Raw genomic sequence first — 25,500 nt, 5'->3', positions numbered from 1 at the left:
GAACAAGGACTTTTCCAGTGCCGAAACCTCCTGTCTCCACGCTGGTTGCCCAGATGGGCGAGGGGCCGGCGCCGCTGTATGCCCGGGTCAAGCAGATGATCGTCCAGCAGATCGAGAGCGGCACCTGGCCGCCGCATCATCGGGTGCCTTCGGAAAGCGAACTGGTTGCCGAGCTGGGCTTCAGCCGCATGACCATCAACCGTGCCCTGCGCGAACTCACCGCCGAAGGGCTGCTGGTGCGCATGCAGGGCGTCGGAACCTTCGTGGCGGAACCCAAGACCCATTCGGCATTGTTCGATGTGCACAACATCGCCGACGAAATCTCCGCCCGCGGCCACCAGCACAGTTGCAAGGTGGTGACCCTGGCCGAGGAAGCCGCCGGTTCCGAGCGTGCCCTGGCCCTGGACATGCGCGAGGGGCAGCGGGTTTTCCACTCGTTGATCGTGCATTACGAAAACGGCGTGCCGGTGCAGATCGAAGACCGCTACGTCAATGCGCAGATCGCCCCGGACTACCTCAAGCAGGACTTCACCCGGCAGACCCCCTACGCCTATCTGTCCCAGGTTGCGCCGCTGACCGAGGGCGAGCACGTGGTCGAGGCGATTCTCGCCGATGCCTATGAATGCAGCCTGCTGCAGATCGAACACAGCGAGCCGTGCCTGCTGATCCGCCGGCGCACCTGGTCGGGCCGCCAGCCGGTGACTGCCGCGCGCCTGATCCACCCCGGCTCCCGCCATCGCCTCGAAGGACGCTTCAGCAAATGACCGAGTTGACCCTGTTACGCGCCGCCGATTATCCGCGCATGCCGTGGAAGAACGGTGGCGGCAGTACCGAAGAAATCACCCGCGACGCCGGCCAGGGCCTGGATGGGTTCGGCTGGCGCCTGTCGATCGCCGATATCGGTGAGTCGGGGATTTCTCCAGCTTCGCCGGTTACCAGCGGATCATCACCGTGCTGCAAGGCGATGGCATGGTCCTGGAAGTCGACGGCCAGCCGAGCCGCGTGCTGCTGCCGTTCGACGCCTACGGGTTCAGTGGTGCCAGCCAGGTCAGTTGCCGCCTGCTGGGCGGGCCGATCCGCGATTTCAACCTGATCTACGCACCGCAGCGTTACCGCGCGCGGGTGCAGTGGTTCAGCGGCTATGCCCGTGTATTCACCTCGGCCAGCACCGTGCTGCTGTTCAGCGCCCAGCCGGCGCTGCAGGTCGGGATCAGTGGTCAACCCGGTCAGGCCCTCGGCCTGTACGACTGCCTCTATCTCAAGGACAACCAGCAACTGCGCGAGCTGGATATCACCGGGCGCTGCTGCCTGATCGAACTGATCGCTGTTTCCGGGTAACGCACCAGCGCCGCACATTTTGTTACTGAATGCCCCAAGGTGGCGCAACGCCACCTTGCTTCTCGCACCGCCCTCCAGCGTTTTCCCTCTCCCTCTGCAAGATTTCCCGGCCTTGTCGCACAAGGGCTGTAGCCCTGTGCGGAATTTTTTCATGAAGCGTTTCCCGGGATTGGCAATTCAATTGCATATGCTTGTATGTACAAGTAAAGATGTGTGCGTATGAGTGGACAGGCCATCCCCTCGACGCCGTTAGCAAACCGGTATCACCGCTGGCCCACTGCCTGGGTTTGGACTGGATAGATCGCTCGAGGAGCCCTTTCGTGACTGACAACAACCTGAACAAATTCCGTGACGTCGAAATCCGCGCCCCGCGCGGCACCAGGCTGACCGCCAAGAGCTGGCTGACCGAAGCGCCGCTGCGGATGCTGATGAACAACCTCGACCCGGAAGTGGCGGAGAACCCCAAGGAACTGGTGGTGTACGGCGGTATTGGCCGTGCGGCGCGCAACTGGGCGTGCTACGACAAGATCGTCGAGAGCCTGACCAACCTGAATGACGACGAGACCCTGCTGGTGCAGTCCGGCAAGCCGGTCGGCGTGTTCAAGACCCACGCCAACGCCCCTCGTGTACTGATCGCCAACTCCAACCTGGTGCCGCACTGGGCCAACTGGGAACACTTCAACGAACTGGATGCCAAGGGCCTGGCCATGTATGGCCAGATGACCGCCGGCAGCTGGATCTACATCGGCAGCCAGGGCATCGTCCAGGGCACCTACGAAACCTTCGTCGAAGCCGGTCGCCAGCACTACAACGGCAACCTCAAGGGCAAATGGGTACTGACCGCCGGCCTCGGCGGCATGGGCGGCGCCCAGCCACTGGCCGCGACCCTGGCCGGTGCCTGTTCGCTGAACATCGAATGCCAGCAGAGCCGCATCGACTTCCGCCTGTCCAGCCGCTACGTCGACGAACAGGCCAAGGACCTCGATGACGCCCTGGCGCGCATCGCCAAGTACACCGCCGAAGGCAAGGCCATCTCCATCGCCCTGCTGGGCAACGCGGCGGAAATCCTCCCGGAGCTGATCAAGCGCGGCGTGCGCCCGGACATGGTCACCGACCAGACCAGCGCCCATGATCCGCTCAACGGCTACCTGCCTGCCGGCTGGACCTGGGAGCAGTACCGCGACCGCGCGAAAACCGAGCCTGCCGCCGTGGTCAAGGCCGCCAAGCAATCCATGGCCGTGCACGTCCAGGCCATGCTCGAGTTCCAGAAACAGGGTATCCCGACCTTCGACTACGGCAACAACATCCGCCAGATGGCCAAGGAAGAGGGCGTGGCCAATGCCTTCGACTTCCCCGGTTTCGTCCCGGCCTATATCCGCCCGCTGTTCTGCCGCGGCATCGGCCCGTTCCGCTGGGCCGCGCTGTCCGGCAACGCCGAGGATATCTACAAGACCGACGCCAAGGTCAAGGAACTGATCCCCGACGACGCCCACCTGCACAACTGGCTGGACATGGCCCGCGAGCGCATCAGTTTCCAGGGCCTGCCGGCGCGGATCTGCTGGGTCGGCCTCGGCCAGCGCGCCAGGCTCGGCCTGGCGTTCAACGAAATGGTCCGGCGTGGCGAGCTGTCGGCGCCTATCGTTATCGGACGCGATCACCTGGACTCCGGCTCGGTTTCCAGCCCGAACCGTGAAACCGAAGCCATGAAGGACGGTTCCGATGCCGTGTCCGACTGGCCGCTGCTCAACGCCCTGCTGAACACCGCCAGCGGTGCCACCTGGGTCTCGCTGCACCACGGCGGTGGCGTGGGCATGGGCTTCTCCCAGCACTCGGGCATGGTCATCGTCTGCGACGGTACCGATGAAGCGGCCGAGCGTATCGCCCGCGTGCTGACCAACGACCCGGGCACCGGCGTGATGCGCCACGCCGATGCCGGTTACGACATTGCAATCGAGTGTGCCAAAGAGCAGGGCCTGAACCTGCCGATGATCACCGGCTGAACCGCGTTGCCGGGGCCGCCATGCACGGCCCCGGCAACAGCGGCGTTTCATGGAAGGGACGACCGGAAGGCCTATGAACTGCCGATATCCACTTTCCTGATTGGGAGCGTCATGCAATGAAAACCAACAAGACCCTGCTTGCGTCGCTGTGTGCCCTTGGCCTGTTGAGCCTGTCCGGCGTGAGCCAGGCCGCCGGCTGGTGCGAATCCGGCAAACCGGTGAAGTTCGCCGGGCTGAACTGGGAAAGCGGCATGCTGCTGACCGATGTCATGCAGTTCGTCCTGAAGAACGGCTACGGCTGCGAAACCGACAGCCTGCCAGGCAACTCCATCACCATGGAAAACGCCCTGGGCACCAATGACATCCAGGTCTTCGCCGAAGAGTGGGTGGGCCGCAGCGAGGTCTGGAAGAAGGCCGAGGCCGCCGGCAAGGTGGTCGGCGTCGGCGCTCCGGTGGTGGGGGCGATCGAAGGCTGGTACGTGCCGCGTTATGTGATCGAAGGCGACGCCAAGCGCAAGCTGGAGGCCAAGGCGCCGAACCTCAAGGCCATCGCCGACCTCGGCCAGTACGCAGCGCTGTTCAAGGACCCGGAGGAGCCTTCCAAGGGGCGCTTCTACAATTGCCCGGCCGGTTGGACCTGCGAGCTGGACAATACCGAAATGCTCAAGGACTACGGCCTGGAAAGCAGCTATACCAATTTCCGTCCGGGCACCGGCCCGGCACTGGATGCGGCGGTGCTGTCGAGCTACAAGCGCGGCGAGCCGATCCTCTTCTACTACTGGACCCCGACTCCGCTGATGGGCCAGGTCGACCTGGTCAAGCTGGACGAAAAGCCCGGCGTCGACAAGAGCGTGAGCATCAAGGTCGGCCTGTCGAAAGCCTTCCATGAAGGCGCTCCGGAACTGGTCGCGGTGCTGGAGAAGGTCAACCTGCCCCTCGACCTGCTCAACCAGAACCTGGCGCGCATGAGCAAGGAGCGCATCGAGTCGCCGAAGCTGGCCAAGGCCTTCCTCAAGGAACATCCTGAAGTCTGGCATGCATGGGTCAGCGAGGACGCGGCGAAGAAGATCGACGCAGCGCTCTGAGCAAACCCGACCACCTGATGAGTGAACCCTATGTTCCCCGAAAAACTTACCTTCTCCATCGCCGACTGGGTCAACGGCTGGGTCGATGCGCTGGTGACCAACTACGGTGATGTATTCCGGCAGATCTCCGACACCCTGCTGTGGGCCATCGTCAATCTCGAAGGCCTGCTGCGGGCTACGCCCTGGTGGCTGATGCTGGCGATCGTCGCCGGTATCGCCTGGCACGCCACCCGCCGTGCGCTGCCGACCCTGGTGATCGTCGGCCTGCTGTTCCTGGTAGGTGCCGTGGGGCTGTGGGACAAGCTCATGCAGACCCTGGCGCTGATGCTGGTGGCGACGCTGATCTCGGTACTGATCGGCATTCCCCTGGGCATCCTGTCGGCGCGCAGCGACCGCCTGCGTTCGATCCTCATGCCGCTGCTCGACATCATGCAGACGATGCCCAGCTTCGTGTACCTGATCCCGGTACTGATGCTGTTCGGCCTGGGCAAGGTGCCGGCGATCTTCGCTACGGTGATCTACGCGGCGCCACCGCTGATCCGCCTGACCGACCTGGGCATTCGCCAGGTCGATGGCGAGGTCATGGAAGCGATCAACGCCTTCGGTGCCAACCGCTGGCAGCAGTTGTTCGGCGTGCAGCTGCCGCTGGCACTGCCGAGCATCATGGCCGGGATCAACCAGACCACCATGATGGCCCTGTCGATGGTGGTGATCGCTTCGATGATCGGTGCCCGTGGCTTGGGCGAGGACGTGCTGGTGGGCATCCAGACCCTGAACGTCGGTCGTGGCCTGGAAGCCGGGCTGGCAATCGTGATTCTCGCGGTGGTGATCGACCGCATTACCCAGGCCTACGGCCGGGCGCGGCATGAGGTGAGCAAATGAGTACGGCGGCGATGAACAAGATCGAAGTGAAGAACGTGTTCAAGATCTTCGGCCAGCGCGCGGACGAAGCGCTGCAACTGATCCGCGAATCCCACAGCAAGGAGCAGGTGCTGGCCAAGACCGGCTGCGTGGTCGGGGTCAACGACCTGTCGCTGTCCATCGGTGCTGGCGAGATCTTCGTCATCATGGGCCTGTCCGGCTCGGGCAAATCAACCCTGGTGCGCCACTTCAACCGCCTGATCGACCCCACCAGCGGGGCGATCCTGGTGGATGGCGAGGACATCATGGGCTACGACATGGAAGCCTTGCGCCAATTCCGCCGGCGCAAGATCAGCATGGTGTTCCAGAGCTTCGGCCTGCTGCCGCACAAGACCGTGCTGGAAAACGTCGCCTACGGGCTCAAGGTGCGTGGCGAGAGCAAGCAACTGTGCGCCGAGCGCGCCCAGCACTGGATCACCACCGTGGGCCTGAAGGGCTACGAGAAGTCCTGGCCACACCAGTTGTCCGGCGGTATGCGCCAGCGCGTGGGCCTGGCCCGGGCCCTGGCGGCGGATACCGACATCATCCTCATGGACGAAGCCTTCAGCGCCCTCGACCCGCTGATCCGCGCAGAAATGCAGGACCAGTTGCTGGAGCTGCAAAAGACCCTGAACAAGACCATCGTCTTCATCACCCACGACCTCGATGAAGCCGTGCGCATCGGCAACCGCATCGCGATCCTCAAGGACGGCCGCCTGATCCAGGTCGGCACGCCGCGGGAGATCCTCCATTCGCCGGCCGACGAATACGTCGATCGCTTCGTCCAGCGCCGCGCCGCCACCGTATGAGGACCGTCATGCAGCAATCCGAACCTGTGGTGATCGCCGACGCCCCGCTGCGCTGGCAGGACATCGTCGCCGTGGCCCGCCACGGTGCCCGCCTGGCCCTGGCCGATAGTGCCTGGGCACGGATCGAGAATGCCCAGGCCATCGTCCGGCGCATCGTCGACAGCGGCGAGCGCGCCTACGGCGTCAATACCGGCCTGGGCGCGTTGTGCAACGTCGCCCTGGAAGGCGAGCAACTGCGCCGGCTGTCGAGCAACACCTTGCTCAGCCATGCCTGCGGGGTCGGGCCGGTGCTCGCCGACGAGCAGACCCGGGCGATCATCTGCGCCGCCATCGTCAACTACAGCCACGGCAAGTCCGGGATCCAGCGGCCGGTAGTGGAAATGCTCCTGGCCTTGCTGGAGCGCGGCATCACCCCGCAGGTGCCGTCCCAGGGCTCCGTGGGTTACCTGACCCATATGGCCCATGTCGGCATCTGCCTGCTGGGTGTGGGCAAGGTCAGTTATCGCGGGCAGATCGTCGAGGCGGCCGAAGCGTTGGCCGAGGAAGGCCTGAAACCGGTGGTGCTTGGCGCGAAGGACGGCCTGTGCCTGGTCAACGGCACGCCGTGCATGACTGGCTTGAGCTGCCTGGCTTTGGCCGATGCCAGCCACCTGCTGCAATGGGCCGATATCGTCTCGGCCATGAGCTTCGAGGCGCTGCGCGGGCAGATCGCCGCGTTCGATGCCGACATCATCGCGCTCAAGCCGCATCCGGGCATGCAGCAGGTCGGTGCCAACCTGCGGGCCTTGCTCGACGGCAGCGAAGTGATCGCCAGCAGCAAGGGCATCCGCACCCAGGACGCCCTGAGCATCCGTTCCATTCCCCAGGTTCACGGCGCTGCCCGCGACCAGCTTGCCCACGCCGCACGGCAGATCGAAACCGAACTCAACTCGACCACCGACAACCCCTTGCTGCTGGGTACTCCGGACAATTTCCGGGTGATATCCCAGGCCAACCCCCACGGCCAGTCGGTGGCGATGGCCGCCGACCTGCTGGCGATTGCCGTGGCCGAGACCGGCTCGATCGCCGAGCGCCGCCTCGATCGCCTGGTCAACCCGCATGTCAGCGGGCTGCCGGCGTTCCTGGTCAGTGAACCGGGAGTCAATTCCGGGATGATGATCGTCCAGTACGTCGCCGCTTCGCTGTGCGCGGAAAACCGCCAGCTGGCCCAGCCGGCAGTTGTGGATAACTACGTCACCTCCGGCCTGCAGGAAGACCATCTGAGCCTCGGCACCAGTGCCGCGCTCAAGCTGCACAAAGCCCTGGAAAACTGCACGCAGATCCTCGCCATCGAGTACCTGCTGGCGGCCCAGGCCTTCGAATTTCTCAAGGAGCAGCGCTTTGGCGCCGGTACCCAACGCGCCTGGCAACTGCTGCGCGAACAGGTCCCGGCCTACCAGCAGGACCGCTGGCTGGCGCCGGACATCGCCCGTGCGGCCGCATTGCTCAAACAGCCGCAGGGCCCTCGGCACGTGCTGCCGACCCTGCTCTGACCTCATACAAGGAGCCTGAACATGCAAGTCTTCAACTTGATTCCCGGCCAGGTCAGCCTCGCCGAACTGCGCGGCATCTACAAAACCCCCGCGCGCCTGAGCCTGGTGGCCAGCGCTGCGGCGCAGATCGAGGCCAGCGTCGCCTGTGTCGAGCGGATCCTCGCCGAGGATCGCACCGCCTATGGCATCAATACCGGTTTCGGCCTGCTGGCTTCGACCCGCATCGCCAGCCACGACCTGGAAAACCTCCAGCGCTCGCTGGTCCTGTCCCACGCCGCGGGCATCGGCGCGCCGCTGGACGACGCCATGGTCCGGCTGATCATGGTGCTCAAGATCAACAGCCTGAGCCGCGGCTTCTCGGGGATCCGCCGGGTGGTGATCGATGCGCTGATCGCCCTGGTCAATGCCGAGGTCTACCCGCATATCCCGCTGAAAGGCTCGGTGGGTGCGTCCGGCGACCTGGCGCCGCTGGCGCATATGTCGTTGGTGTTGCTGGGTGAAGGCAAGGCCCGGCACAAGGGCGAATGGCTGTCGGCCGTGGATGCGCTGGCTATCGCCGGCCTCAAGCCGCTGACCCTGGCGGCGAAAGAAGGGCTGGCGCTGCTCAACGGCACCCAGGCCTCGACCGCCTATGCCTTGCGCGGCCTGTTCGAAGCCGAGGACCTGTTCGCCGCTGCCATCGCCTGCGGCGGCCTGACCGTCGAAGCGGTGCTCGGCTCGCGCTCGCCGTTCGATGCCCGCATCCATGCCGCCCGTGGCCAGCGCGGGCAGATCGACGCGGCGGCCTGCTACCGCGACCTGCTCGGCGAAGGCAGCGAGGTGTCCGCTTCCCATGAACACTGCGGCAAGGTCCAGGATCCGTACTCCCTGCGCTGCCAGCCGCAGGTCATGGGCGCCTGCCTGACCCAGTTGCGCCAGGCCGCCGAAGTGCTGGCCATCGAAGCCAACGCCGTTTCCGACAATCCGTTGGTGTTCGCCGAGCAGGGCGATGTGGTTTCCGGTGGCAACTTCCACGCCGAGCCGGTGGCCATGGCCGCCGACAACCTGGCCCTGGCCATCGCCGAGATCGGCTCGCTGAGCGAGCGGCGCATCTCGCTGATGATGGACAAGCACATGTCGCAGCTGCCGCCGTTCCTGGTGGAAAACGGCGGGGTCAACTCCGGTTTCATGATTGCCCAGGTCACTGCTGCCGCCCTGGCCAGTGAGAACAAGGCGCTGTCCCACCCGCACAGCGTCGACAGCCTGCCCACTTCGGCCAACCAGGAAGACCACGTGTCCATGGCCCCTGCGGCCGGCAAGCGCCTGTGGGAGATGGCCGAGAACACCCGCGGCATCCTCGCCATCGAATGGCTCGGCGCCTGCCAGGGCCTGGACCTGCGCACCGGGCTGAAGACCTCGGTCAAGCTGGAGCAGGCGCGCAAGACCCTGCGCGATCGCGTACCGCACTACGACAAGGACCGCTTCTTCGCCCCGGATATCGAGATTGCCGTCGAACTGCTGGCCGAAGCTCGCCTGACCGGCCTGCTGCCGGGCGGCGTGCTGCCGAGCCTGGACTGAGCGGGAGCACGAGCAATGAAGACCCTCTGGCAGCACTGCCATGTGGCGAGCATGGCCAACGGCAGCTACTCGATCATCGAGGATGCGGCTATCGTCACTTCCGGCGGGCGTATCGACTGGATCGGGCCGCGCGGCTCGCTACCGGACATTGGCGAGGCAAGCCCGGTGGACCTGGGCGGCGCCTGGGTCACGCCCGGGTTGGTCGACTGCCACACCCACACGGTGTTCGGTGGTAACCGCAGCGGCGAATTCGAACAACGCCTGCAGGGCGTCAGCTACGCCGAGATCGCCGCCCAGGGCGGCGGTATCGCCAGCACCGTGCGTGCAACCCGCGCCGCCAGCGAAGACGAACTGTATGCCAGCGCCCTGCGCCGGGTGCGGGCGCTGATGCGTGACGGGGTGACGACGCTGGAGATCAAGTCCGGCTACGGCCTCGACCTGGAAAACGAGCGCAAGATGCTCAAGGTCGCCCGCCGCCTCGGCGAAACCCTGCCGCTGACCGTGCGCGCCACCTGCCTGGCGGCCCACGCGTTGCCGCCGGAATACAAGGACCGCAGCGACGACTACATCGCCCACATCTGCGAAGTGATGCTTCCGGCCCTGGCCGCCGAGGGTCTGGTGGATGCGGTGGACGCCTTCTGTGAATACCTGGCGTTCTCGCCGGAGCAGGTCGAGCGGGTGTTCATCAAGGCGCAGGAACTGGGCCTGCCGGTCAAGCTGCATGCCGAACAGTTGTCGTCCCTGGCGGGTTCCAGCCTGGCGGCGCGGTATCACGGGCTGTCCGCCGATCACCTGGAGTTCATGACCGAGGACGACTGCATCGCCATGGCCGCCGCCGGCACCGTCGCCGTTTTGCTGCCCGGTGCCTTCTATTACCTGCGGGAAACCCAGCTGCCGCCGATGGATGCCCTGCGCAAGCACGGGGTGAAGATCGCCATCGCCAGCGACCTCAACCCCGGCACCTCGCCGGCGCTGTCGCTGCGGCTGATGTTGAACATGGCCTGCACCCTTTTCCGCATGACCCCGGAAGAGGCGCTGGCTGGCGTGACCACCCATGCCGCCACGGCGCTGGGGCTGGGCGACAGCCATGGCACGCTGGAAGTGGGCAAGGTCGCCGACTTCGTTGCCTGGGATATCGAGCGTCCAGCCGACCTGGCCTACTGGCTCGGCGGTGAACTGGACAAGCGCGTGGTGCGCCACGGCGTCGAACTGACTGATTGAGGCACGACGATGGACAAGGTTCTGAGTTTTCACCAGGGCAGGCTGCCGCTGCTGGTCAGCATGCCCCACGCCGGCCTGAAGCTGACCCCGGCGGTACGCGACGGGTTGGTCCCGGCGGCGCGAAGCCTGCCGGATACCGACTGGCACATCCCGCGGCTGTACGACTTCGTCCGCGGCATGGGCGCCAGCGTGGTGGCGGCGGAGTATTCGCGCTTCGTCATCGACCTGAACCGGCCCGAGGATGACCAGCCGCTGTATGTCGGCGCGACTACCGGGTTGTTCCCAGCGACGCTGTTCGACGGCGAGCCGCTGTTCGAGCACGGCAAGGTGCCGTCGGCGGCCGAGCGGGCGGGTTATCTGGAAAGCATCTGGCGGCCCTATCACGACACCTTGCGCAACGAACTGGCGCGGTTGAAGGCGGAGTTTGGTTATGCGCTGCTGTGGGATGCGCATTCGATCAGGTCCCATGTGCCGCATCTGTTCGACGGGAAACTGCCGGACTTCAACCTGGGCACGTTCAACGGCGCGAGCTGCGATGCTGAACTGGCCGAGCGGTTGAAGGCAGTGTGTGCCGGGGCGCTGGGCTATACCCATGTGCTGAACGGGCGCTTCAAGGGCGGGCATATCACCCGGCATTACGGCGATCCGGCGCAGGATATCCATGCAGTGCAACTGGAGCTGGCGCAGAGCACATATATGGAGGAGGTTGAGCCATTTACCTATCGGGAGGATCTGGCGGAGCCGACGCAGGGGGTGTTGCGCGGATTGCTGGAAGAGGTTCTGGGCTGGGCTCAGCGGCGATACAACTGACGCAATCGCTGGCAAGCCAGCTCCCACAGGTACGGCGCCGCTTTCAAGGAAGGTGGTGAACCTGTGGGTGGCTTTGCCAGTGATACACATGATTACCTGAAGAACACTTGACCACCGGGGCATGCTTCACGGTGTCCGCAGCGCCGCAAAACCCTGTGGGAGCTGGCTTGCCAGCGATGAGGCCCCGGAGCGCAGCATATGATTACCTGAACAACACTTGACCCAACGGGGCATGCTCAAAGCGCATTTCGGGTTTATGATGCCGAACGGCCGAACAATTCCCACACGGAGTGCGTAATGCAGACCTTGTACCCACAGATCAAACCCTACGCCCGGCACGATCTGGCAGTCGAAGCACCGCATGTGCTGTACGTCGATGAAAGTGGTTCACCGGAAGGTCTGCCGGTGGTGTTCATCCACGGTGGCCCCGGCGCCGGCTGCGATGCGCAGAGCCGTTGCTACTTCGATCCCACCGTCTACCGCATCATCACCTTCGACCAGCGGGGCTGCGGCCGCTCCACGCCCCACGCCAGCCTGGAAAACAACACCACCTGGCACCTGGTCGAAGACCTCGAACGCATCCGCAAGCACCTTGGCATCGAGAAGTGGGTGCTGTTCGGCGGCTCCTGGGGCTCGACCCTGGCCCTGGCCTACGCCCAGACCCACCCCGAGCGCGTCCATGGCCTGATCCTGCGCGGCATCTTCCTGTGTCGCCCACAGGAAATCGAATGGTTCTACCAGGCTGGCGCCAGCCGCCTGTTCCCGGACTACTGGCAGGACTACATCGCGCCGATCCCCCTGGAAGAGCGCGACAACCTGGTCCAGGCCTTCCACAAGCGCCTTACCGGCAATGACCAGATCGCCCAGATGCATGCGGCCAAGGCCTGGTCCACCTGGGAGGGCCGCACCGCGACGCTGCGTCCGAACCCGCTGGTGGTCGACCGTTTCTCCGAGCCGCAGCGCGCGCTGTCCATCGCCCGTATCGAATGCCATTACTTCGTCAACAACGCCTTCCTCGAAGAAAACCAGCTGATCCGCGACATGCCGAAGATCGCTCACCTGCCGGCAGTGATCGTGCACGGCCGCTACGACGTGATCTGCCCGCTGGACAACGCCTGGGAACTGCACCAGGCCTGGCCGAACAGCGAGCTGAAGGTGATCCGTGATGCCGGTCATGCCGCTTCCGAGCCGGGCATCACCGACGCCCTGGTGCGCGCCGCCGACCAGATGGCCCGGCGCCTGCTCGACCTGCCTCTGGAAGAAGCGTGAAGGGCCTGTTGCAACGGGTGCGTGGCGCCCGGGTGGAGGTAGAAGGGGAAATCGTCGGGTCGATCGACCAGGGCCTGCTGGTGCTGGTCGCGGTGGAACCCGGCGACACCCCGGAGCATGCCGACAAGCTCCTGCACAAGCTGCTCAACTATCGGGTCTTCAGCGACCCGCAGGGCAAGATGAACCTTTCCCTCAAGGACATCGACGGCGGCCTGCTGCTGGTGTCACAGTTCACCCTCGCCGCCGATACCCGCAGCGGCCTGCGTCCAAGCTTCTCCACCGCCGCGCCACCGACCCTCGGCGCCGAGCTGTTCGACTACCTTCTGGCCCAGGCGAGGCTCAAGCACGGCACTGTCGGCAGCGGTCGATTCGGTGCCGACATGCAGGTTCATCTGGTCAATGATGGCCCCGTAACATTTATGTTACAAATATGAAGACAAAATTCCCCCTGTTTGCAGGAAAACAAGGGGTTTGGCAGCAAAAATAGTTGGCTGGCCCTGATGCGTTGTAACGCCGCCTGCTAGATAATCGCGCGCTACACAGGGCCGGCATTCGACGGCCTGTTTAACCTTGACTCGAGAACTGTACGGAACCGTTTGGGGAATCATTGAGCCCTTTCGGAGTCCGAACAGTGCTCGCCAACCCGGCATGTGTCGCTGGCCGTTGGTTCTTTAGATCAGTATTCGGCGAGGGTTGCTCGTGATTGTAAGTCCCTTTGATGCTCCAAGAACGCCTGCCAGCCGGCTGCGCAAGGCCCTGATCGCGGGTTCGGCACTGATGTGCCTGCTCGGCTCCGGCCAGCTCTGGGCGTTCAACCTTGACGATGTCGCGGCCAAGGCGAAGGACCTGGCCGGACAAAAGTACGAAGCACCGAAAAGCAATCTGCCGGCCGTGTTCCGCGACATGAAGTTCGCTGACTACCAGAAGATCCGTTTCCGCGCCGACAAGGCCGAGTGGGCCGGGGAGAAGACGCCGTTCGAGCTGTCCTTCTACCACCAGGGCATGCACTTCGACACACCGGTGAAAATCAACGAAGTCACCGCCACCACTGTCGAAGAAATCAAGTACGACCCGAGCCGCTTCGACTTCGGCGACCTGCAGTTCGATGCCAAGGCCACCGAGAAGCTGGGCTACGCCGGTTTCCGCGTTCTTTACCCGATCAACAAGGCGGACAAGCAGGACGAGATCATGACCCTGCTCGGCGCCAGCTACTTCCGCGTGGTCGGCAAGGGCCAGGTGTACGGCCTCTCGGCCCGCGGCCTGGCGATCGACACCGCGCTGCCGTCCGGCGAAGAATTCCCGCGCTTCACCGAGTTCTGGGTCGAGCGCCCGAACCCCAACGACAAGCACCTGGTGATCTACGCCCTGCTGGATTCGCCGCGCTCCACCGGCGCCTACAAGCTGATCCTGCGTCCGGGATCCGACACCATCGTCGATGTGCAGTCGAAAGTCTTCCTGCGTGACCACGTCAGCCGCCTGGGCATCGCGCCGCTGACCAGCATGTACCTGTTCGGCAGCAACCAGCCGTCCCGCGTGCCGAACTACCGTCCTTCGCTGCACGATTCCGAAGGCCTGTCGATCCATGCCGGCAACGGCGAATGGCTGTGGCGTCCGCTGAACAACCCGAAACACCTGGCCGTCAGCAACTTCAGCGTGGAAAACCCGCGTGGCTTCGGTTTGCTGCAGCGCAATCGCGCTTTCAGCTTCTTCGAAGACCTGGATGACAACTACCAGAAGCGTCCAAGCACCTGGATCGAGCCGAAGGGCGACTGGGGCAAGGGCACCGTCGACCTGGTCGAGATCCCGACCGCCGACGAGACCAACGACAACATCGTGGCCTTCTGGAGCCCGGAAAAACTGCCGGAGCCGGGTACCCCGATCGAATACGAATACCGCCTGCACTGGACCATGGACGAGTCGGAGTTCCACTCGCCCGACCTTGGCTGGGTCAAGCAGACCATGCGTTCCACCGGCGACGTCAAGCAGTCCAACCTGATTCGCCAGCCTGACGGCAGTGTGGCCTTCCTGGTCGATTTCGAAGGCCCCGCCCTCGCCAAGCTCCCGGAAGACACCGCGGTGCGCAGCCAGGTCAGTCTCGACGACAACGCCGAGCTGGTGGAAAACAACCTGCGCTACAACCCTGAAATCAAGGGCTGGCGCCTGACCCTGCGGATGAAGGTCAAGGATCCGGGCAAGGCCGTGGAAATGCGCGCCGCCCTGGTTCGTGATGTACCGGTCGAGCCGGCCAAGCCTGAAAAGCAGGAAGAGCCGAAGAAACAGGAAAAACCTGCCAAGCATGACAAGGCTGCGGCGAAAACCGCCAAGGCCGAGCAACCTGCCGAGCAGCCTGCCGCTGAAGCGGCGCCCACCACCGAGGCCCCGGCCACCACCGAACAGGTGCTGACCGAGACCTGGAGCTATCAGTTGCCTGCCGATGAGTAACTCTTCAGCACGGCCGGAACCACTCGTCGAGTATCTGGCCCACCTTCCACTGAGCGACGAGCAGCGGGCGGAACTCGCCAGCTGCAACTCGTTCAGCGAGTTGCACCAGCGCCTGTCGGCGCACCCGGCCCCTGCCAATGCCGAACCCACCCAGGGTTCGGTAGGCAGCCGGCTGAACCTGCTCACGGCTACCGATATGGAAGAGGTCGAGATGCTCGGCCTCGACGCCAACGGCCGGGTCTGCCTCAAGGCGACCCCGCCGATCCGGCGCACCCGGGTGGTGCCCGAGCCGTGGCGGACCAACATCCTCGTGCGCGGCTGGCGCCGGCTGACCGGGCGCACCAACGCCCCGGCCCCGGAAAAACGCGAGCTGCCGGCGGCGCGCTGGCGCTGGGTCGGCTCCATGCGCCGCTATATCCTGCTGGCGCTGATGATCGGCCAGACGCTGGTCGCCGGCTGGTACATGAAAGGCATCCTGCCGTACCAGGGCTGGTCCTTCGTCGATCTCGAAGAGGTCATGCACCAGCCGCTGTTGCAGACTGCAACGCAGGTCTGGCCGTATGCCCTGCAGACCAGCATCCTGATCCTCTTCGGCATCTTGTTCTGCTGGGTCTCGGCCGGTTTCTGGACCGCGCTGATGGGCTTCCTCGAACTGCTCACCGGGCGCGACAAGTACCGCATTTCCGGAAGCAGCGCCGGCAACGAGCCGATCGAGAAGGGCGCGCGCACCGCGCTGGTCATGCCGATCTGCAACGAAGACGTACCACGGGTGTTCGCCGGCCTGCGCGCCACCTTCGAGTCCGTCGCCGCCACCGGTGACCTGGACCGTTTCGACTTCTTCGTTCTCAGCGACACCAACGACACCGACATCGCCGTGGCCGAGCAACAGGCGTGGCTGGATGTCTGCCGCGAAACCAACGGTTTCGGGCGGATCTTCTACCGCCGCCGCCGTCGCCGCGTGAAGCGCAAGAGCGGCAACCTCGACGACTTCTGCCGTCGCTGGGGCAGCGACTACCGCTACATGGTGGTACTCGACGCGGACAGCGTGATGAGCGGCGAATGCCTGACCAGCCTGGTGCGCCTGATGGAGGCCAACCCGGACGCCGGGATCATCCAGACCGCGCCGAAGGCTTCGGGCATGGACACCCTGTATGCGCGCATGCAGCAGTTCGCTACCCGCGTGTACGGCCCGCTGTTCACCGCCGGCCTGCACTTCTGGCAACTGGGCGAGTCGCACTATTGGGGGCACAACGCGATCATCCGCATGAAGCCCTTCATCGAGCACTGCGCCCTGGCGCCGTTGCCGGGCAAGGGCGCCTTCGCCGGTGCGATTCTCTCCCACGACTTCGTCGAAGCCGCGCTGATGCGCCGTGCCGGCTGGGGCGTGTGGATCGCCTACGACCTGCCGGGCAGCTACGAGGAACTGCCGCCGAACCTGCTCGACGAGCTCAAGCGTGACCGTCGCTGGTGCCACGGCAACCTGATGAACTTCCGCCTGTTCCTGGTCAAGGGCATGCACCCGGTGCACCGCGCGGTGTTCCTTACCGGGGTGATGTCCTACCTGTCGGCGCCGCTGTGGTTCTTCTTCCTGGTGCTGTCGACGGCACTGTTGGCGACCAACACCCTGATGGAGCCGCAGTACTTCCTCGAACCACGCCAGTTGTACCCGCTGTGGCCGCAATGGCATCCGGAGAAGGCCATCGCGCTGTTCTCCACCACCATCGTGCTGCTGTTCCTGCCCAAGCTGCTCAGCGTCATCCTGATCTGGGCCAAGGGCGCGACCGAGTTCGGCGGGCGCATCAAGGTCACCCTGTCGATGCTCCTGGAGATGCTGTTCTCCATGCTGCTGGCGCCGGTGCGGATGATCTTCCACACCCGTTTCGTGCTCGCCGCGTTCCTCGGCTGGGCCGCGACCTGGAACTCGCCGCAGCGTGACGACGATTCCACGCCGTGGAGCGAAGCGGTGCGCAGGCATGGCCCGCAGACCCTGCTGGGCGTGGCCTGGGCCCTGCTGGTGGCCTGGCTTAACCCGAGCTTCCTGTGGTGGCTGGTGCCTATCGTCGGTTCGCTGACCCTGTCGATCCCGGTCTCGGTGATCTCCAGCCGGGTCAATCTGGGGCTGCGCGCCAAGGACGAGAAGCTGTTCCTGATTCCCGAGGAGTACTCGACGCCCCAGGAACTGCTGGCGACCGACCAGTACACCCACGAGAACCGCTGGCACGCACTGAAGGACGGTTTCGTCCGCGCCGTGGTCGATCCGAAGCAGAACGCCCTGGCCTGTGCCCTGGCGACTGCCCGCCATCGCACCGTCGAACCGATCGAGGCGCTGCGCGCCGAGCGTATCGCCAAGGCCCTGCAGGTCGGCCCGTCCGGGCTGGACGGCAATACCCGCCTGGCCCTGCTCAGCGATCCGGTGGCCTTGGCGCGCCTGCACGAGCAGGTCTGGGCCGAGCAGAACGCGGCCTGGCTGGACCCATGGCGCAAGTCGATCGCCAGCGATCCGCACTCGCCGCTGCTGCCGCTGCATCCCGAGCCGGCGCCGCAGCCGGCCCTGGCCAACGCCTGACCCGCAACGGGGCGACATTCGTCGCCCCGTTTGCGTTTTCTGGTATCAATGAGTAACAAAGTCTTCACGGACGCTAGGTCCCGTGCCGCTCATGCGTTAGCATCCCACCCCGACTATGGCGCGTCGTCTGTAGGACTTTTCGCGCGCACAATAAAATTCGAGCGGTTTCCTGTTTTGGGGAAGTGGTGATGTTCAAAAAGTATCTGTCGATGCTGCTGGCCGGCGTCGCGGCCGCCTTGGCGGTGGGCTCGGCACACGCCGGTGCGATCGATGACGCGGTCAAGCGCGGCACCCTGCGCGTCGGCATGGACCCGACCTACATGCCCTTCGAGATGACCAACAAGCGCGGCGAGATCATCGGCTTCGAAGTGGACATCCTCAAGGCCATGGCCAAGTCCATGGGCGTCAAGCTGGAGCTGGTGTCCACTGCCTACGACGGCATCATCCCGGCCCTGATGACCAACAAGTTCGACATGATCGGCAGCGGCATGACCCTGACCCAGGAGCGCAACCTCAAGCTGAACTTCAGCGAGCCCTTCATCGTCGTCGGCCAGACCCTGCTGATCCGCAAGGAACTGGAAGGCAAGATCAAGTCGTACAAGGACCTGAACAGCGCCGAATACCGCCTGACCTCCAAGCTGGGCACCACCGGCGAAATGATCGCCAGGAAACTGATCGGCAAGGCCCAGTACCACGGCTACGACAACGAGCAGGAAGGCGTGCTGGACGTGGTCAACGGCAAGGCCGACGCCTTCGTCTACGATGCGCCTTACAACGTCGTCGCCCTGACCAAGGTCGGCAACGGCAAGCTGGTCTACCTGGACGAGCCGTTCACCTACGAGCCGCTGGCCTTCGGCCTGAAGAAGGGCGACTACGACAGCCTCAACTTCATCGACAACTTCCTGCACCAGATCAAGCACGACGGCACCTACGACCGGATCCACGACAAGTGGTTCAAGAAGACCGAATGGCTGAAGGACATGGAATAAGGCCCAGGCTCCACGCCCAGGCTTGAAACCCGACGCGCAGGCTTGTCCTGCGCGTTCGCATTTACGGAACCCTCAACGTGATCAAACACAAGAAAGCCCAGTGGCCCTGGCACGGGCTGACCGCGCTGGTCCTGGTCGGACTGGCGCTGAGTCTGTATTTCGCTACCTCGATGATTTCCTACGAGTGGCGCTGGAACCGTGTACCGCAGTACTTCGCCTACCAGGCCGAAGAAGCCCATCGCGCTGCCGGCTACGGCACGGTGCAGGAGATCGTGCGCAAGGGCGACAGCGCCGTGGTGACCCTGCGTGACGAAGACGGCAACGACCAGGTGCTGGAAGTCGACCAGGCCAGCGTGCAGCTGTCCCAGGGCGATGATGTGGCCGAAGGCGATCTGATCGGCCTGACCCACCATTGGGCCGCCGGCCCGCTGGCCTGGGGCCTGTGGACCACCGTCTGGATCTCCGTGGCGTCAGGCATCGCCGGGCTGGTGATCGGCTTGTTCGCCGGGCTGTGCCGGCTGTCGAGCAACCCGACCCTGCGCGACCTGTCCACCGTCTATGTCGAGCTGGTTCGCGGTACGCCGCTGCTGGTGCAGATCTTCATCTTCTACTTCTTCATCGGCACCGTGCTCAACCTGTCCCGGGAGTTCGCCGGGGTGGCGGCGCTGGCGCTGTTCACCGGCGCCTATGTGGCCGAGATCGTCCGGGCCGGCGTGCAGTCCATCGCCAAGGGGCAGGGCGAGGCGGCACGTTCACTGGGCCTGAACGCTTCGCAGTCGATGCGCCACGTGATCCTGCCGCAGGCATTCAAGCGCGTGTTGCCGCCGCTGGCCGGGCAATTCATCAGCCTGGTCAAGGACACCTCGCTGGTGTCGGTGATCGCCATCACCGAACTGACCAAGAGCGGCCGCGAAGCGATCACTACCTCGTTCTCCACCTTCGAGATCTGGTTCTGCGTCGCCGGGCTGTACTTGCTGATCAACCTGCCGCTGTCGCACTTCGCCAGCCGGCTCGAGCGGAGGCTTGCGCAAAGTGATTGAAGTCCGTGATCTGACCAAAGTCTTCGATACGCGCGGCATGGTGGTGCGCGCCGTGGATAACGTCACCACCCAGGTCGCCCGGGGCGAAGTGCTGGTGGTGCTCGGCCCGTCGGGTTCGGGCAAATCCACCTTCCTGCGCTGCCTTAACGGCCTGGAGTCCTTCGACTCCGGCAGCGTCGCCATCGACGGGCTGCAACTGGCCGACCCGAAGACCGATATCAATGCCTACCGCCGTGAAGTCGGCATGGTGTTCCAGCACTTCAACCTGTTCCCGCACATGACCGTGCTGGAGAACCTGTGTCTGGCACAGAAGGTCGTGCGCAAGCGCGGCAAGGCCGAGCGCGAAGCCAAGGCGAAAGCCTTGCTGGAGAAGGTGGGGATCGGGCAGAAGGCCAACGAATACCCCTCGCGGCTCTCGGGCGGCCAGCAGCAGCGGGTGGCGATCGCCCGGGCGCTGGCGATGGACCCGAAGGTCATGCTGTTCGACGAGCCGACCTCGGCGCTCGACCCGGAAATGGTCGGCGAGGTACTGGACGTGATGAAGACCCTGGCCCAGGAAGGCATGACCATGGTCTGCGTGACCCATGAAATGGGCTTTGCCCGGGAAGTGGCAGACCGTGTGCTGTTCTTCGATCACGGCAAGCTGCTGGAGGATTCGCCGCCGGAGCAGTTCTTCACTGCTCCCAAGGACCTGCGGGCCCAGGCTTTCCTGCGCCAGGTTCTCTAAGCTACTTCGCTCTTCCGGGCCCTATCGCTGGCAAGCCAGCTCCCACAGGTGCTTCGTTGCTCTGGAGAGCAGTGGTGACCCTGTGGGTAGCAGTTCTTCACTGCCCCCAACCACCTGAGGGCCTTCAGCTCCCACAGGTATCGCGTGCACCGCGGACCCTGTGGGAGCTGGCTTGCCAGCGATAGGGCCATCAGCCACACCGATGGATTACAGGCGGAACCGCGATACCAGCGACTGCAAATGCGTCCCCAACCGCGCCAGCTCCACGCTGGATGCCGCCGTTTCCTCGCTCGCCGCCGCCGTCTGATCCGATACATCCCGCACGTTCATCACGCTGCGGTTGATCTCTTCCGCCACCGCACTCTGCTGCTCTGCCGCCGCCGCAATCTGCTGGTTCATCGCCTGGATCGACGACACGGTCTTGGTAATGGTTTCCAGCGAAACCCCGGCGCTGCGGGTCAGTTGCACACTGCTGTCGGTCAGGCTGCGGCTGTTGTCCATCACCGTCGCTACCTGCTGGGTGCCGTTCTGCAACCCGGCGATCAGTTCCTCGATTTCCTCGGTGGACTGCTGGGTGCGCTGCGCCAGGCTGCGCACTTCATCGGCGACCACGGCGAAGCCGCGTCCGGCCTCGCCGGCCCGGGCCGCTTCGATGGCGGCATTGAGGGCCAGCAGGTTGGTCTGCTCGGCCACCGACTTGATCACGTCCAGTACGCTGCCGATTTTCGCGCTTTCCGTCTTCAGGTCATTCATCGCGGCGCTGGAGTTGTCCACTTCCTTGGCCAGGCGCTCGATCTGGACGATGGCCTCGGCCACCACGCGGTCGCCCTCGCGGGCCTGGTTGTCGGCCATCTTCGCCGCCTCGGAAGCCTCTTCGGCATTGCGCGCGACTTCATGCACGGTGGCCGCCATTTCGTTCATGGCAGTGGCAACCTGATCGGTCTCGACCTTCTGGTTGTTGACCCCGGCACTGGTCTGCTCGGTGACCGCCGACAGTTCTTCGGCAGCGCTGGCGATCTGGGTGACGCCGTCGCCGATGCCGCCGATCAGCTCGCGCAGGTTCAGCGTCATGCGTTGCATGCTGCGCTGCAACTGGCCCAGCTCGTCGCGGCGCTGGTCGGTGAGGTCATGGCTGAGGTCGCCGCTGGCGATACGGTCCACGGCGCTCAGGGTTTGCCGTAGCGGCACGACGATCTGCCGGGTGATGGCCCAGGAGGCGAGGATACCGAAGGCCAGGGCCAGCAGCGTGGCCAGGCCGAGCATGGACTTGGCGTGCTGCGTCTCGTTGTCGCGAATCCGGGTCTGGGATTGGGTCAGTTCCATGCTCAGGTCGAGCAGGCGATTGCCCAGCTTGCCCATTTCGGCCAGGGATTTGTCGCTGGCCTGCTGGGCGTTGCCGATCTGGACCACAGCGCCCCGGTAGGCGCCCAGCGCCTCGGCAGCCCTGCCCAGGTTGGCCTGATGGTCCGCAGGTACCTTGCCGGGCAGCGCTTTTATCAGCGCCAGGGCCTCGTCGATAGCGGTCAGTGCGGTGGCCTGGAATTCTTCCTTGCCGCTGTAGGTGTAGCCACGCACCTGGAAGCGCGCCTGCTGCAACAGCTTCGCGGTTTCCACGGCGTTGTTGAAGATGACGATGTCGCCGTTCTGCAGCAGGCCCTGCTGCACTTGGTCGAGCAGCGCGGCGGCCTTGTCGGCGCTGCTGCCGAGAATGGCGCGGGCGGCTTCGCGGGCATCGGCGGCGCGCTTGAGGTCGGCGAAGGCACTCTCGTAGCCGCGCAATGCCTGGCTTTGCTGGGCCAGGCGCTGGCTGTCCTCGGGCTCCTTGACGCCCTTGCTCACCCGCTCCAGGGTCGCGCCGAGCGTCGTCATGGCCTTTTCCACCTGGGCGGTGGAAGCCGCGTCACGGTTGTGTTCGTAGGTCTGCCTGGCAATCCGTAGGGCCTGGGTGCCCTGGTACACCTCGGAGATCTCGCCGAGCTTGTCGCCCCGGCCGATCACGCCACTCAGGCCCTGCCAACCGGTGAAGGTAATGGCGAGGGTCAGCAGCAGCACGATGCTGAAGCCGATCCCCAATTTGCGATTGACGCTCACATTCCCCAGGTGCTGGGCCATCCAACGGTACATGCGGTAACTCCGGTTCTGTCAGGCGAGGCAGATTTATTTTGCTTGTTCGTCTGAATCGGCCCGGGATGGCAAAACTGAAGGAGGCAAAAGCGCCCAAACGGGGGCCGAAGAGGTAGCCGTTAGTCGTATGAGCGTTGTTAGAACAGACGCGCCAGCAGGGCGGTGACCGCAGTTTCCACGCGCAGGATGCGTTCGCCCAGTTGCACCGGGGCCAGCCCGGCCTTGCCCAGCAGATCGACCTCGTAGGGAATCCAGCCGCCTTCCGGGCCGATGGCCAGGGTCACCGGCCCCTCGACCCCGCGCGGGCAGGGCGGATGGTTGCCGGGATGACCGACCAGGCCCAGGGTGCCGGCTGTGATGGCCGGCAGGCGGTCCTCGACGAAAGGCTTGAAGCGCTTCTCGATCACGACCTCGGGCAGCACCGTATCGCGGGCCTGCTCCAGGCCGAGGATGAGGTTTTCGCGGATGGTTTCGGGTTCGAGGAAGGGCGTCTGCCAGAAGCTCTTTTCCACCCGGTAGCTGTTGACCAGCACCAGTTTCGCCACGCCCATGGTGGCGATGGTCTGGAACACCCGGCGCAGCATCTTCGGGCGCGGCAGGGCCAGTACCAGGGTCAGCGGCAGCTTGGCCGGTGGCGCCTGGTCGAAGCTCAGGGACAGTTCCGCTTCATGGCCTTCCAGGCGCTCGACCCGCGCCTGGCCCATCAGCCCGCCGATCCGGCCGACGCGCAGGCTGTCGCCCACCGCGACGCGATGGATCTCCTGCATATGGATGAAACGGCGGTCGCTCAGGACCGCGCGGTCGGCCGCAATGAAATCGGCCTCCTCGAGCAGCAGCAGGTTCACGGCTGGGTCGCTGGCGGCTGGTCGTCCGGGGTATCGTCGCTGGCTTCTTCTTCCTGGCGGCGCTTGCGCACCAGGCCGCCGAACAGCACGCCGATCTCGAACAGCATCCACATCGGCACGGCCAGCAAGGTCTGCGAGAAGATGTCCGGCGGGGTCAGGATCATGCCGACCACGAAGCAGCCGATGATCACGTACGGACGGATCTTGCGCAGGTACTGCACATCTACCACGCCGATCCAGACCAGCAGCACCACCGCCACCGGAATCTCGAAGGCCACGCCGAAGGCGAAGAACAGGGTCATGACGAAATCGAGGTAACTGGCGATGTCGGTCATCATCGACACGCCTTCGGGGGTGGCGCTGGCGAAGAAGCCGAAGATCAGCGGGAACACCAGGAAGTAGGCGAAGGCCATGCCGGCGTAGAACAGCAGGATGCTGGAAACCAGCAGCGGGATCGCCACGCGCTTTTCATGGCGGTACAGCCCCGGTGCGATGAACCCCCAGATCTGGAACAGGATGAACGGGATCGCCAGGAACAGCGAAACGATCATGGTCAGCTTGAACGGCGTGAGGAACGGCGAGGCGACGTCGGTGGCGATCATCGTCGCGTTGGCCGGCAGGTGCGCGCGCAGCGGCGCCGAGACCAGGGTGTAGATCTGCTGGGCGAAGGAGAACAGCCCGGCGAAGATCAGGAAGACCGCCGCCACGCAGCGCAGCAGGCGGGTCCGCAGTTCGGTGAGGTGCGACACCAGCGGCATGGGCTGGTCGTGTTCCGGAATCTCGCTCATGGGGCTCGCGGCGGTTGGGTCGGTTCGGTGGACGGCGGGGTGACGGTGGCCGGTTCAGGCGCAGGCGTCACGGGTTGCACGGGCGCGGCTTCAGTCACCGGGGCCGGCTGGCTGCCCGGCGTGGCGGCCGGATCCGGCGTCACGCTCTGCGGATTGAGAATGCGCCGGGCTTCCTGCTCCATCGAGAGGATGTGCTCGTTGTGCAACTGCCGACGGATCTCGTCGGCACCGATCTCGCGCTCCACTTCCTGCTTGATGGAATTGAAGCTGCGCTTGAGGCGCCCGATCCACAGGCCGGCGGTACGCGCCGCGCCGGGCAGGCGCTCGGGGCCGAGCACCACCAGGGCGACCAGGCCGACGAGCAGCAACTCGCTGAAGCTGATGCCGAACATGGGATCACTCTTTCCTTGCAGGTTCCTGGACCTTCTGCGCCTGGCCGTCGATGGTCTGCGGCTGGTTCAGCGGGGTGCCCTGCGGTGGTACAGGCTGGGAGGGTTGCGCGGCCTGGACGTTCGGGTCGGCCGGCTTGTCGTCTTCGTTCATGGCCTTGCGGAAGCCCTTGATGGACTCGCCCAGGTCGCTGCCGAAGTTCTTGAGCTTCTTGGTGCCGAAGACCAGCACGACCACGACCAGCAGGACGATCCAGTGTTTCCAGTCAAAAATACCCATGGTGCTCTCCTCGAATGAATGTCAGTCAGGCCGATGGCTGGCGAGCGGCTTTTTCGTCATGGCCGGACAGGCCGAAGCGGCGTTCCAGCTCGGCCAGCACGGCCTGCGGGTGCTGGCCCAGGGCACTGAGCATGACCAGGCTATGGAACCACAGGTCGGCAGTCTCATAGATCACATCGCTGCAGTCGCCGCTGACGGCGGCGTCCTTGGCGGCGATGATGGTTTCCACCGATTCCTCGCCGACCTTCTCCAGGATCTTGTTCAGGCCCTTGTGGTACAGGCTGGCCACGTAGGAGCTGTCGGGGGCCGCGCCCTTGCGCGCTTCCAGTACTTCGGCCAGGCGGCTCAGGGTGTCGCTCATGTTCAGTGTCCTGCGTTGTAGATGGCGTCCGGGTCCTTCAGGACCGGATCGACGATTTTCCACTGGCCGTCTTCGAAGACGCGGTAGAAGCAGCTTTCGCGCCCGGTGTGGCAGGCGATGTGGCCCAGTTGCTCGACCATCAGGATGATCACGTCGGCGTCGCAGTCCAGGCGCAGTTCATGCAGCTTCTGCACGTGGCCGGACTCCTCGCCCTTGCGCCACAGTTTGCCACGCGAGCGCGACCAGTAGATGGCGCGCTGCTCGGCGGCGGTCAGGGCCAGGGATTCGCGGTTCATCCAGGCCATCATCAATACGCGCCCGGTCTTGTGGTCCTGGGCGATGGCCGGTACCAGGCCGTTGCTGTCCCACTTGATCTCGTCCAGCCAGTCTTTCATGTTCGACTCCCAAGTCAGGCCACGGCCCCGCGC

23 protein-coding genes and 2 pseudogenes are annotated in these 25,500 nt (G+C 64.7%); 17 read left to right on the top strand and 8 right to left on the bottom strand.

Features of this window, described 5'->3' with window-relative positions; genetic code table 11:
* Positions 1-53: 53 nt before the first annotated feature.
* The 17 genes and pseudogenes from hutC to CSV86_RS23690 all read left to right on the top strand — a co-directional run bounded on the left by hutC (position 54) and on the right by CSV86_RS23690 (position 20,285).
* Positions 54-764: a histidine utilization transcriptional repressor HutC gene (hutC, locus tag CSV86_RS23770; RefSeq protein WP_167654034.1), complete on the top strand. Its 711-nt coding sequence runs from the start codon at positions 54-56 to the stop codon at positions 762-764.
* A pseudogene (locus CSV86_RS23765) lies at positions 761-1,338 on the top strand (HutD/Ves family protein). The gene hutC and the pseudogene CSV86_RS23765 overlap by 4 nt, the downstream one beginning before the upstream one ends.
* 320 nt (positions 1,339-1,658) lie before the next feature.
* Positions 1,659-3,338, top strand: coding sequence for a urocanate hydratase (gene hutU, locus CSV86_RS23760; protein ID WP_009397732.1), 1,680 nt, complete (start codon positions 1,659-1,661; stop codon positions 3,336-3,338).
* A 116-nt stretch (positions 3,339-3,454) separates the two neighbouring features.
* On the top strand, positions 3,455-4,423 hold the full coding sequence (locus CSV86_RS23755) for an ABC transporter substrate-binding protein (RefSeq protein WP_009397734.1): 969 nt from the start codon (positions 3,455-3,457) through the stop codon (positions 4,421-4,423).
* 30 nt (positions 4,424-4,453) lie between these two features.
* Positions 4,454-5,305, top strand: a complete 852-nt coding sequence (locus CSV86_RS23750; protein WP_009397735.1) for an ABC transporter permease — start codon at positions 4,454-4,456, stop codon at positions 5,303-5,305.
* The gene (locus CSV86_RS23745; protein ID WP_009397736.1) at positions 5,302-6,132 is read left to right on the top strand and encodes a quaternary amine ABC transporter ATP-binding protein; all 831 of its coding nucleotides are present in this window, start codon (positions 5,302-5,304) and stop codon (positions 6,130-6,132) included. The genes CSV86_RS23750 and CSV86_RS23745 overlap by 4 nt, the downstream gene beginning before the upstream one ends.
* Positions 6,133-6,140: 8 nt before the next feature.
* The gene (gene hutH / locus CSV86_RS23740; RefSeq protein ID WP_009397737.1) at positions 6,141-7,664 is read left to right on the top strand and encodes a histidine ammonia-lyase; all 1,524 of its coding nucleotides are present in this window, start codon (positions 6,141-6,143) and stop codon (positions 7,662-7,664) included.
* A 21-nt stretch (positions 7,665-7,685) separates the two neighbouring features.
* On the top strand, positions 7,686-9,221 hold the full coding sequence (gene hutH / locus CSV86_RS23735; protein ID WP_009397738.1) for a histidine ammonia-lyase: 1,536 nt from the start codon (positions 7,686-7,688) through the stop codon (positions 9,219-9,221).
* Positions 9,222-9,236: 15 nt separating this feature from the next.
* Positions 9,237-10,442 (top strand): imidazolonepropionase, encoded by a 1,206-nt coding sequence (gene hutI / locus CSV86_RS23730; RefSeq protein ID WP_009397740.1) that lies wholly within the window; start codon positions 9,237-9,239, stop codon positions 10,440-10,442.
* A 9-nt stretch (positions 10,443-10,451) separates the two neighbouring features.
* The gene (hutG, locus tag CSV86_RS23725; protein WP_009397742.1) at positions 10,452-11,252 is read left to right on the top strand and encodes an N-formylglutamate deformylase; all 801 of its coding nucleotides are present in this window, start codon (positions 10,452-10,454) and stop codon (positions 11,250-11,252) included.
* A gap of 297 nt (positions 11,253-11,549) precedes the next feature.
* On the top strand, positions 11,550-12,521 hold the full coding sequence (pip, locus tag CSV86_RS23720; RefSeq protein ID WP_009397744.1) for a prolyl aminopeptidase: 972 nt from the start codon (positions 11,550-11,552) through the stop codon (positions 12,519-12,521).
* Entirely contained in the window at positions 12,518-12,955 is a 438-nt protein-coding gene (dtd, locus tag CSV86_RS23715) for a D-aminoacyl-tRNA deacylase (RefSeq protein WP_009397746.1), read from the top strand. Before pip ends, dtd begins: the two co-directional genes overlap by 4 nt.
* Positions 12,956-13,220: 265 nt before the next feature.
* Complete coding sequence (locus CSV86_RS23710; RefSeq protein ID WP_311985864.1) at positions 13,221-14,963, top strand: glucan biosynthesis protein G; 1,743 nt, start codon at positions 13,221-13,223, stop codon at positions 14,961-14,963.
* The gene (gene mdoH, locus CSV86_RS23705; RefSeq protein ID WP_009397748.1) at positions 14,956-17,529 is read left to right on the top strand and encodes a glucans biosynthesis glucosyltransferase MdoH; all 2,574 of its coding nucleotides are present in this window, start codon (positions 14,956-14,958) and stop codon (positions 17,527-17,529) included. Before CSV86_RS23710 ends, mdoH begins: the two co-directional genes overlap by 8 nt.
* A gap of 188 nt (positions 17,530-17,717) precedes the next feature.
* Complete coding sequence (locus CSV86_RS23700; protein WP_009397749.1) at positions 17,718-18,518, top strand: transporter substrate-binding domain-containing protein; 801 nt, start codon at positions 17,718-17,720, stop codon at positions 18,516-18,518.
* Between the two features lie 77 nt (positions 18,519-18,595).
* Entirely contained in the window at positions 18,596-19,558 is a 963-nt protein-coding gene (locus CSV86_RS23695) for an amino acid ABC transporter permease (protein ID WP_009397750.1), read from the top strand.
* Positions 19,551-20,285: an amino acid ABC transporter ATP-binding protein gene (locus CSV86_RS23690; protein WP_009397751.1), complete on the top strand. Its 735-nt coding sequence runs from the start codon at positions 19,551-19,553 to the stop codon at positions 20,283-20,285. Before CSV86_RS23695 ends, CSV86_RS23690 begins: the two co-directional genes overlap by 8 nt.
* 207 nt (positions 20,286-20,492) lie before the next feature.
* Here the strand turns inward: CSV86_RS23690 and CSV86_RS33545 are convergent, their stop codons facing one another.
* The 8 genes and pseudogenes from CSV86_RS33545 to hisI form a co-directional block, all read right to left on the bottom strand.
* On the bottom strand, positions 20,493-21,206 hold the full coding sequence (locus tag CSV86_RS33545; RefSeq protein WP_376699772.1) for a methyl-accepting chemotaxis protein: 714 nt from the start codon (positions 21,204-21,206) through the stop codon (positions 20,493-20,495).
* A gap of 141 nt (positions 21,207-21,347) precedes the next feature.
* A pseudogene (locus CSV86_RS33540) lies at positions 21,348-22,397 on the bottom strand (methyl-accepting chemotaxis protein); the annotation flags it as partial.
* 149 nt (positions 22,398-22,546) lie between these two features.
* On the bottom strand, positions 22,547-23,254 hold the full coding sequence (locus CSV86_RS23680; RefSeq protein WP_009397753.1) for a 16S rRNA (uracil(1498)-N(3))-methyltransferase: 708 nt from the start codon (positions 23,252-23,254) through the stop codon (positions 22,547-22,549).
* Complete coding sequence (gene tatC / locus CSV86_RS23675; RefSeq protein ID WP_009397754.1) at positions 23,251-24,042, bottom strand: twin-arginine translocase subunit TatC; 792 nt, start codon at positions 24,040-24,042, stop codon at positions 23,251-23,253. The genes CSV86_RS23680 and tatC overlap by 4 nt, the downstream gene beginning before the upstream one ends.
* Complete coding sequence (gene tatB, locus CSV86_RS23670; RefSeq protein ID WP_009397755.1) at positions 24,039-24,434, bottom strand: Sec-independent protein translocase protein TatB; 396 nt, start codon at positions 24,432-24,434, stop codon at positions 24,039-24,041. Before tatB ends, tatC begins: the two co-directional genes overlap by 4 nt.
* Positions 24,435-24,438: 4 nt before the next feature.
* Positions 24,439-24,711, bottom strand: coding sequence for a twin-arginine translocase TatA/TatE family subunit (locus tag CSV86_RS23665; RefSeq protein WP_009397756.1), 273 nt, complete (start codon positions 24,709-24,711; stop codon positions 24,439-24,441).
* Between the two features lie 25 nt (positions 24,712-24,736).
* Positions 24,737-25,072 (bottom strand): phosphoribosyl-ATP diphosphatase, encoded by a 336-nt coding sequence (locus CSV86_RS23660; protein WP_009397764.1) that lies wholly within the window; start codon positions 25,070-25,072, stop codon positions 24,737-24,739.
* Between the two features lie 2 nt (positions 25,073-25,074).
* Positions 25,075-25,467, bottom strand: coding sequence for a phosphoribosyl-AMP cyclohydrolase (gene hisI, locus CSV86_RS23655; protein ID WP_009397765.1), 393 nt, complete (start codon positions 25,465-25,467; stop codon positions 25,075-25,077).
* Positions 25,468-25,500: the final 33 nt, after the last annotated feature.

The sequence above is a fragment of the Pseudomonas bharatica CSV86 genome, from assembly GCF_000319305.2.
Lineage (GTDB): Bacteria > Pseudomonadota > Gammaproteobacteria > Pseudomonadales > Pseudomonadaceae > Aquipseudomonas > Aquipseudomonas bharatica.
Note: the sequence above shows the minus strand (reverse complement) of the source record. Positions and strands in the feature narration are given on the sequence as shown.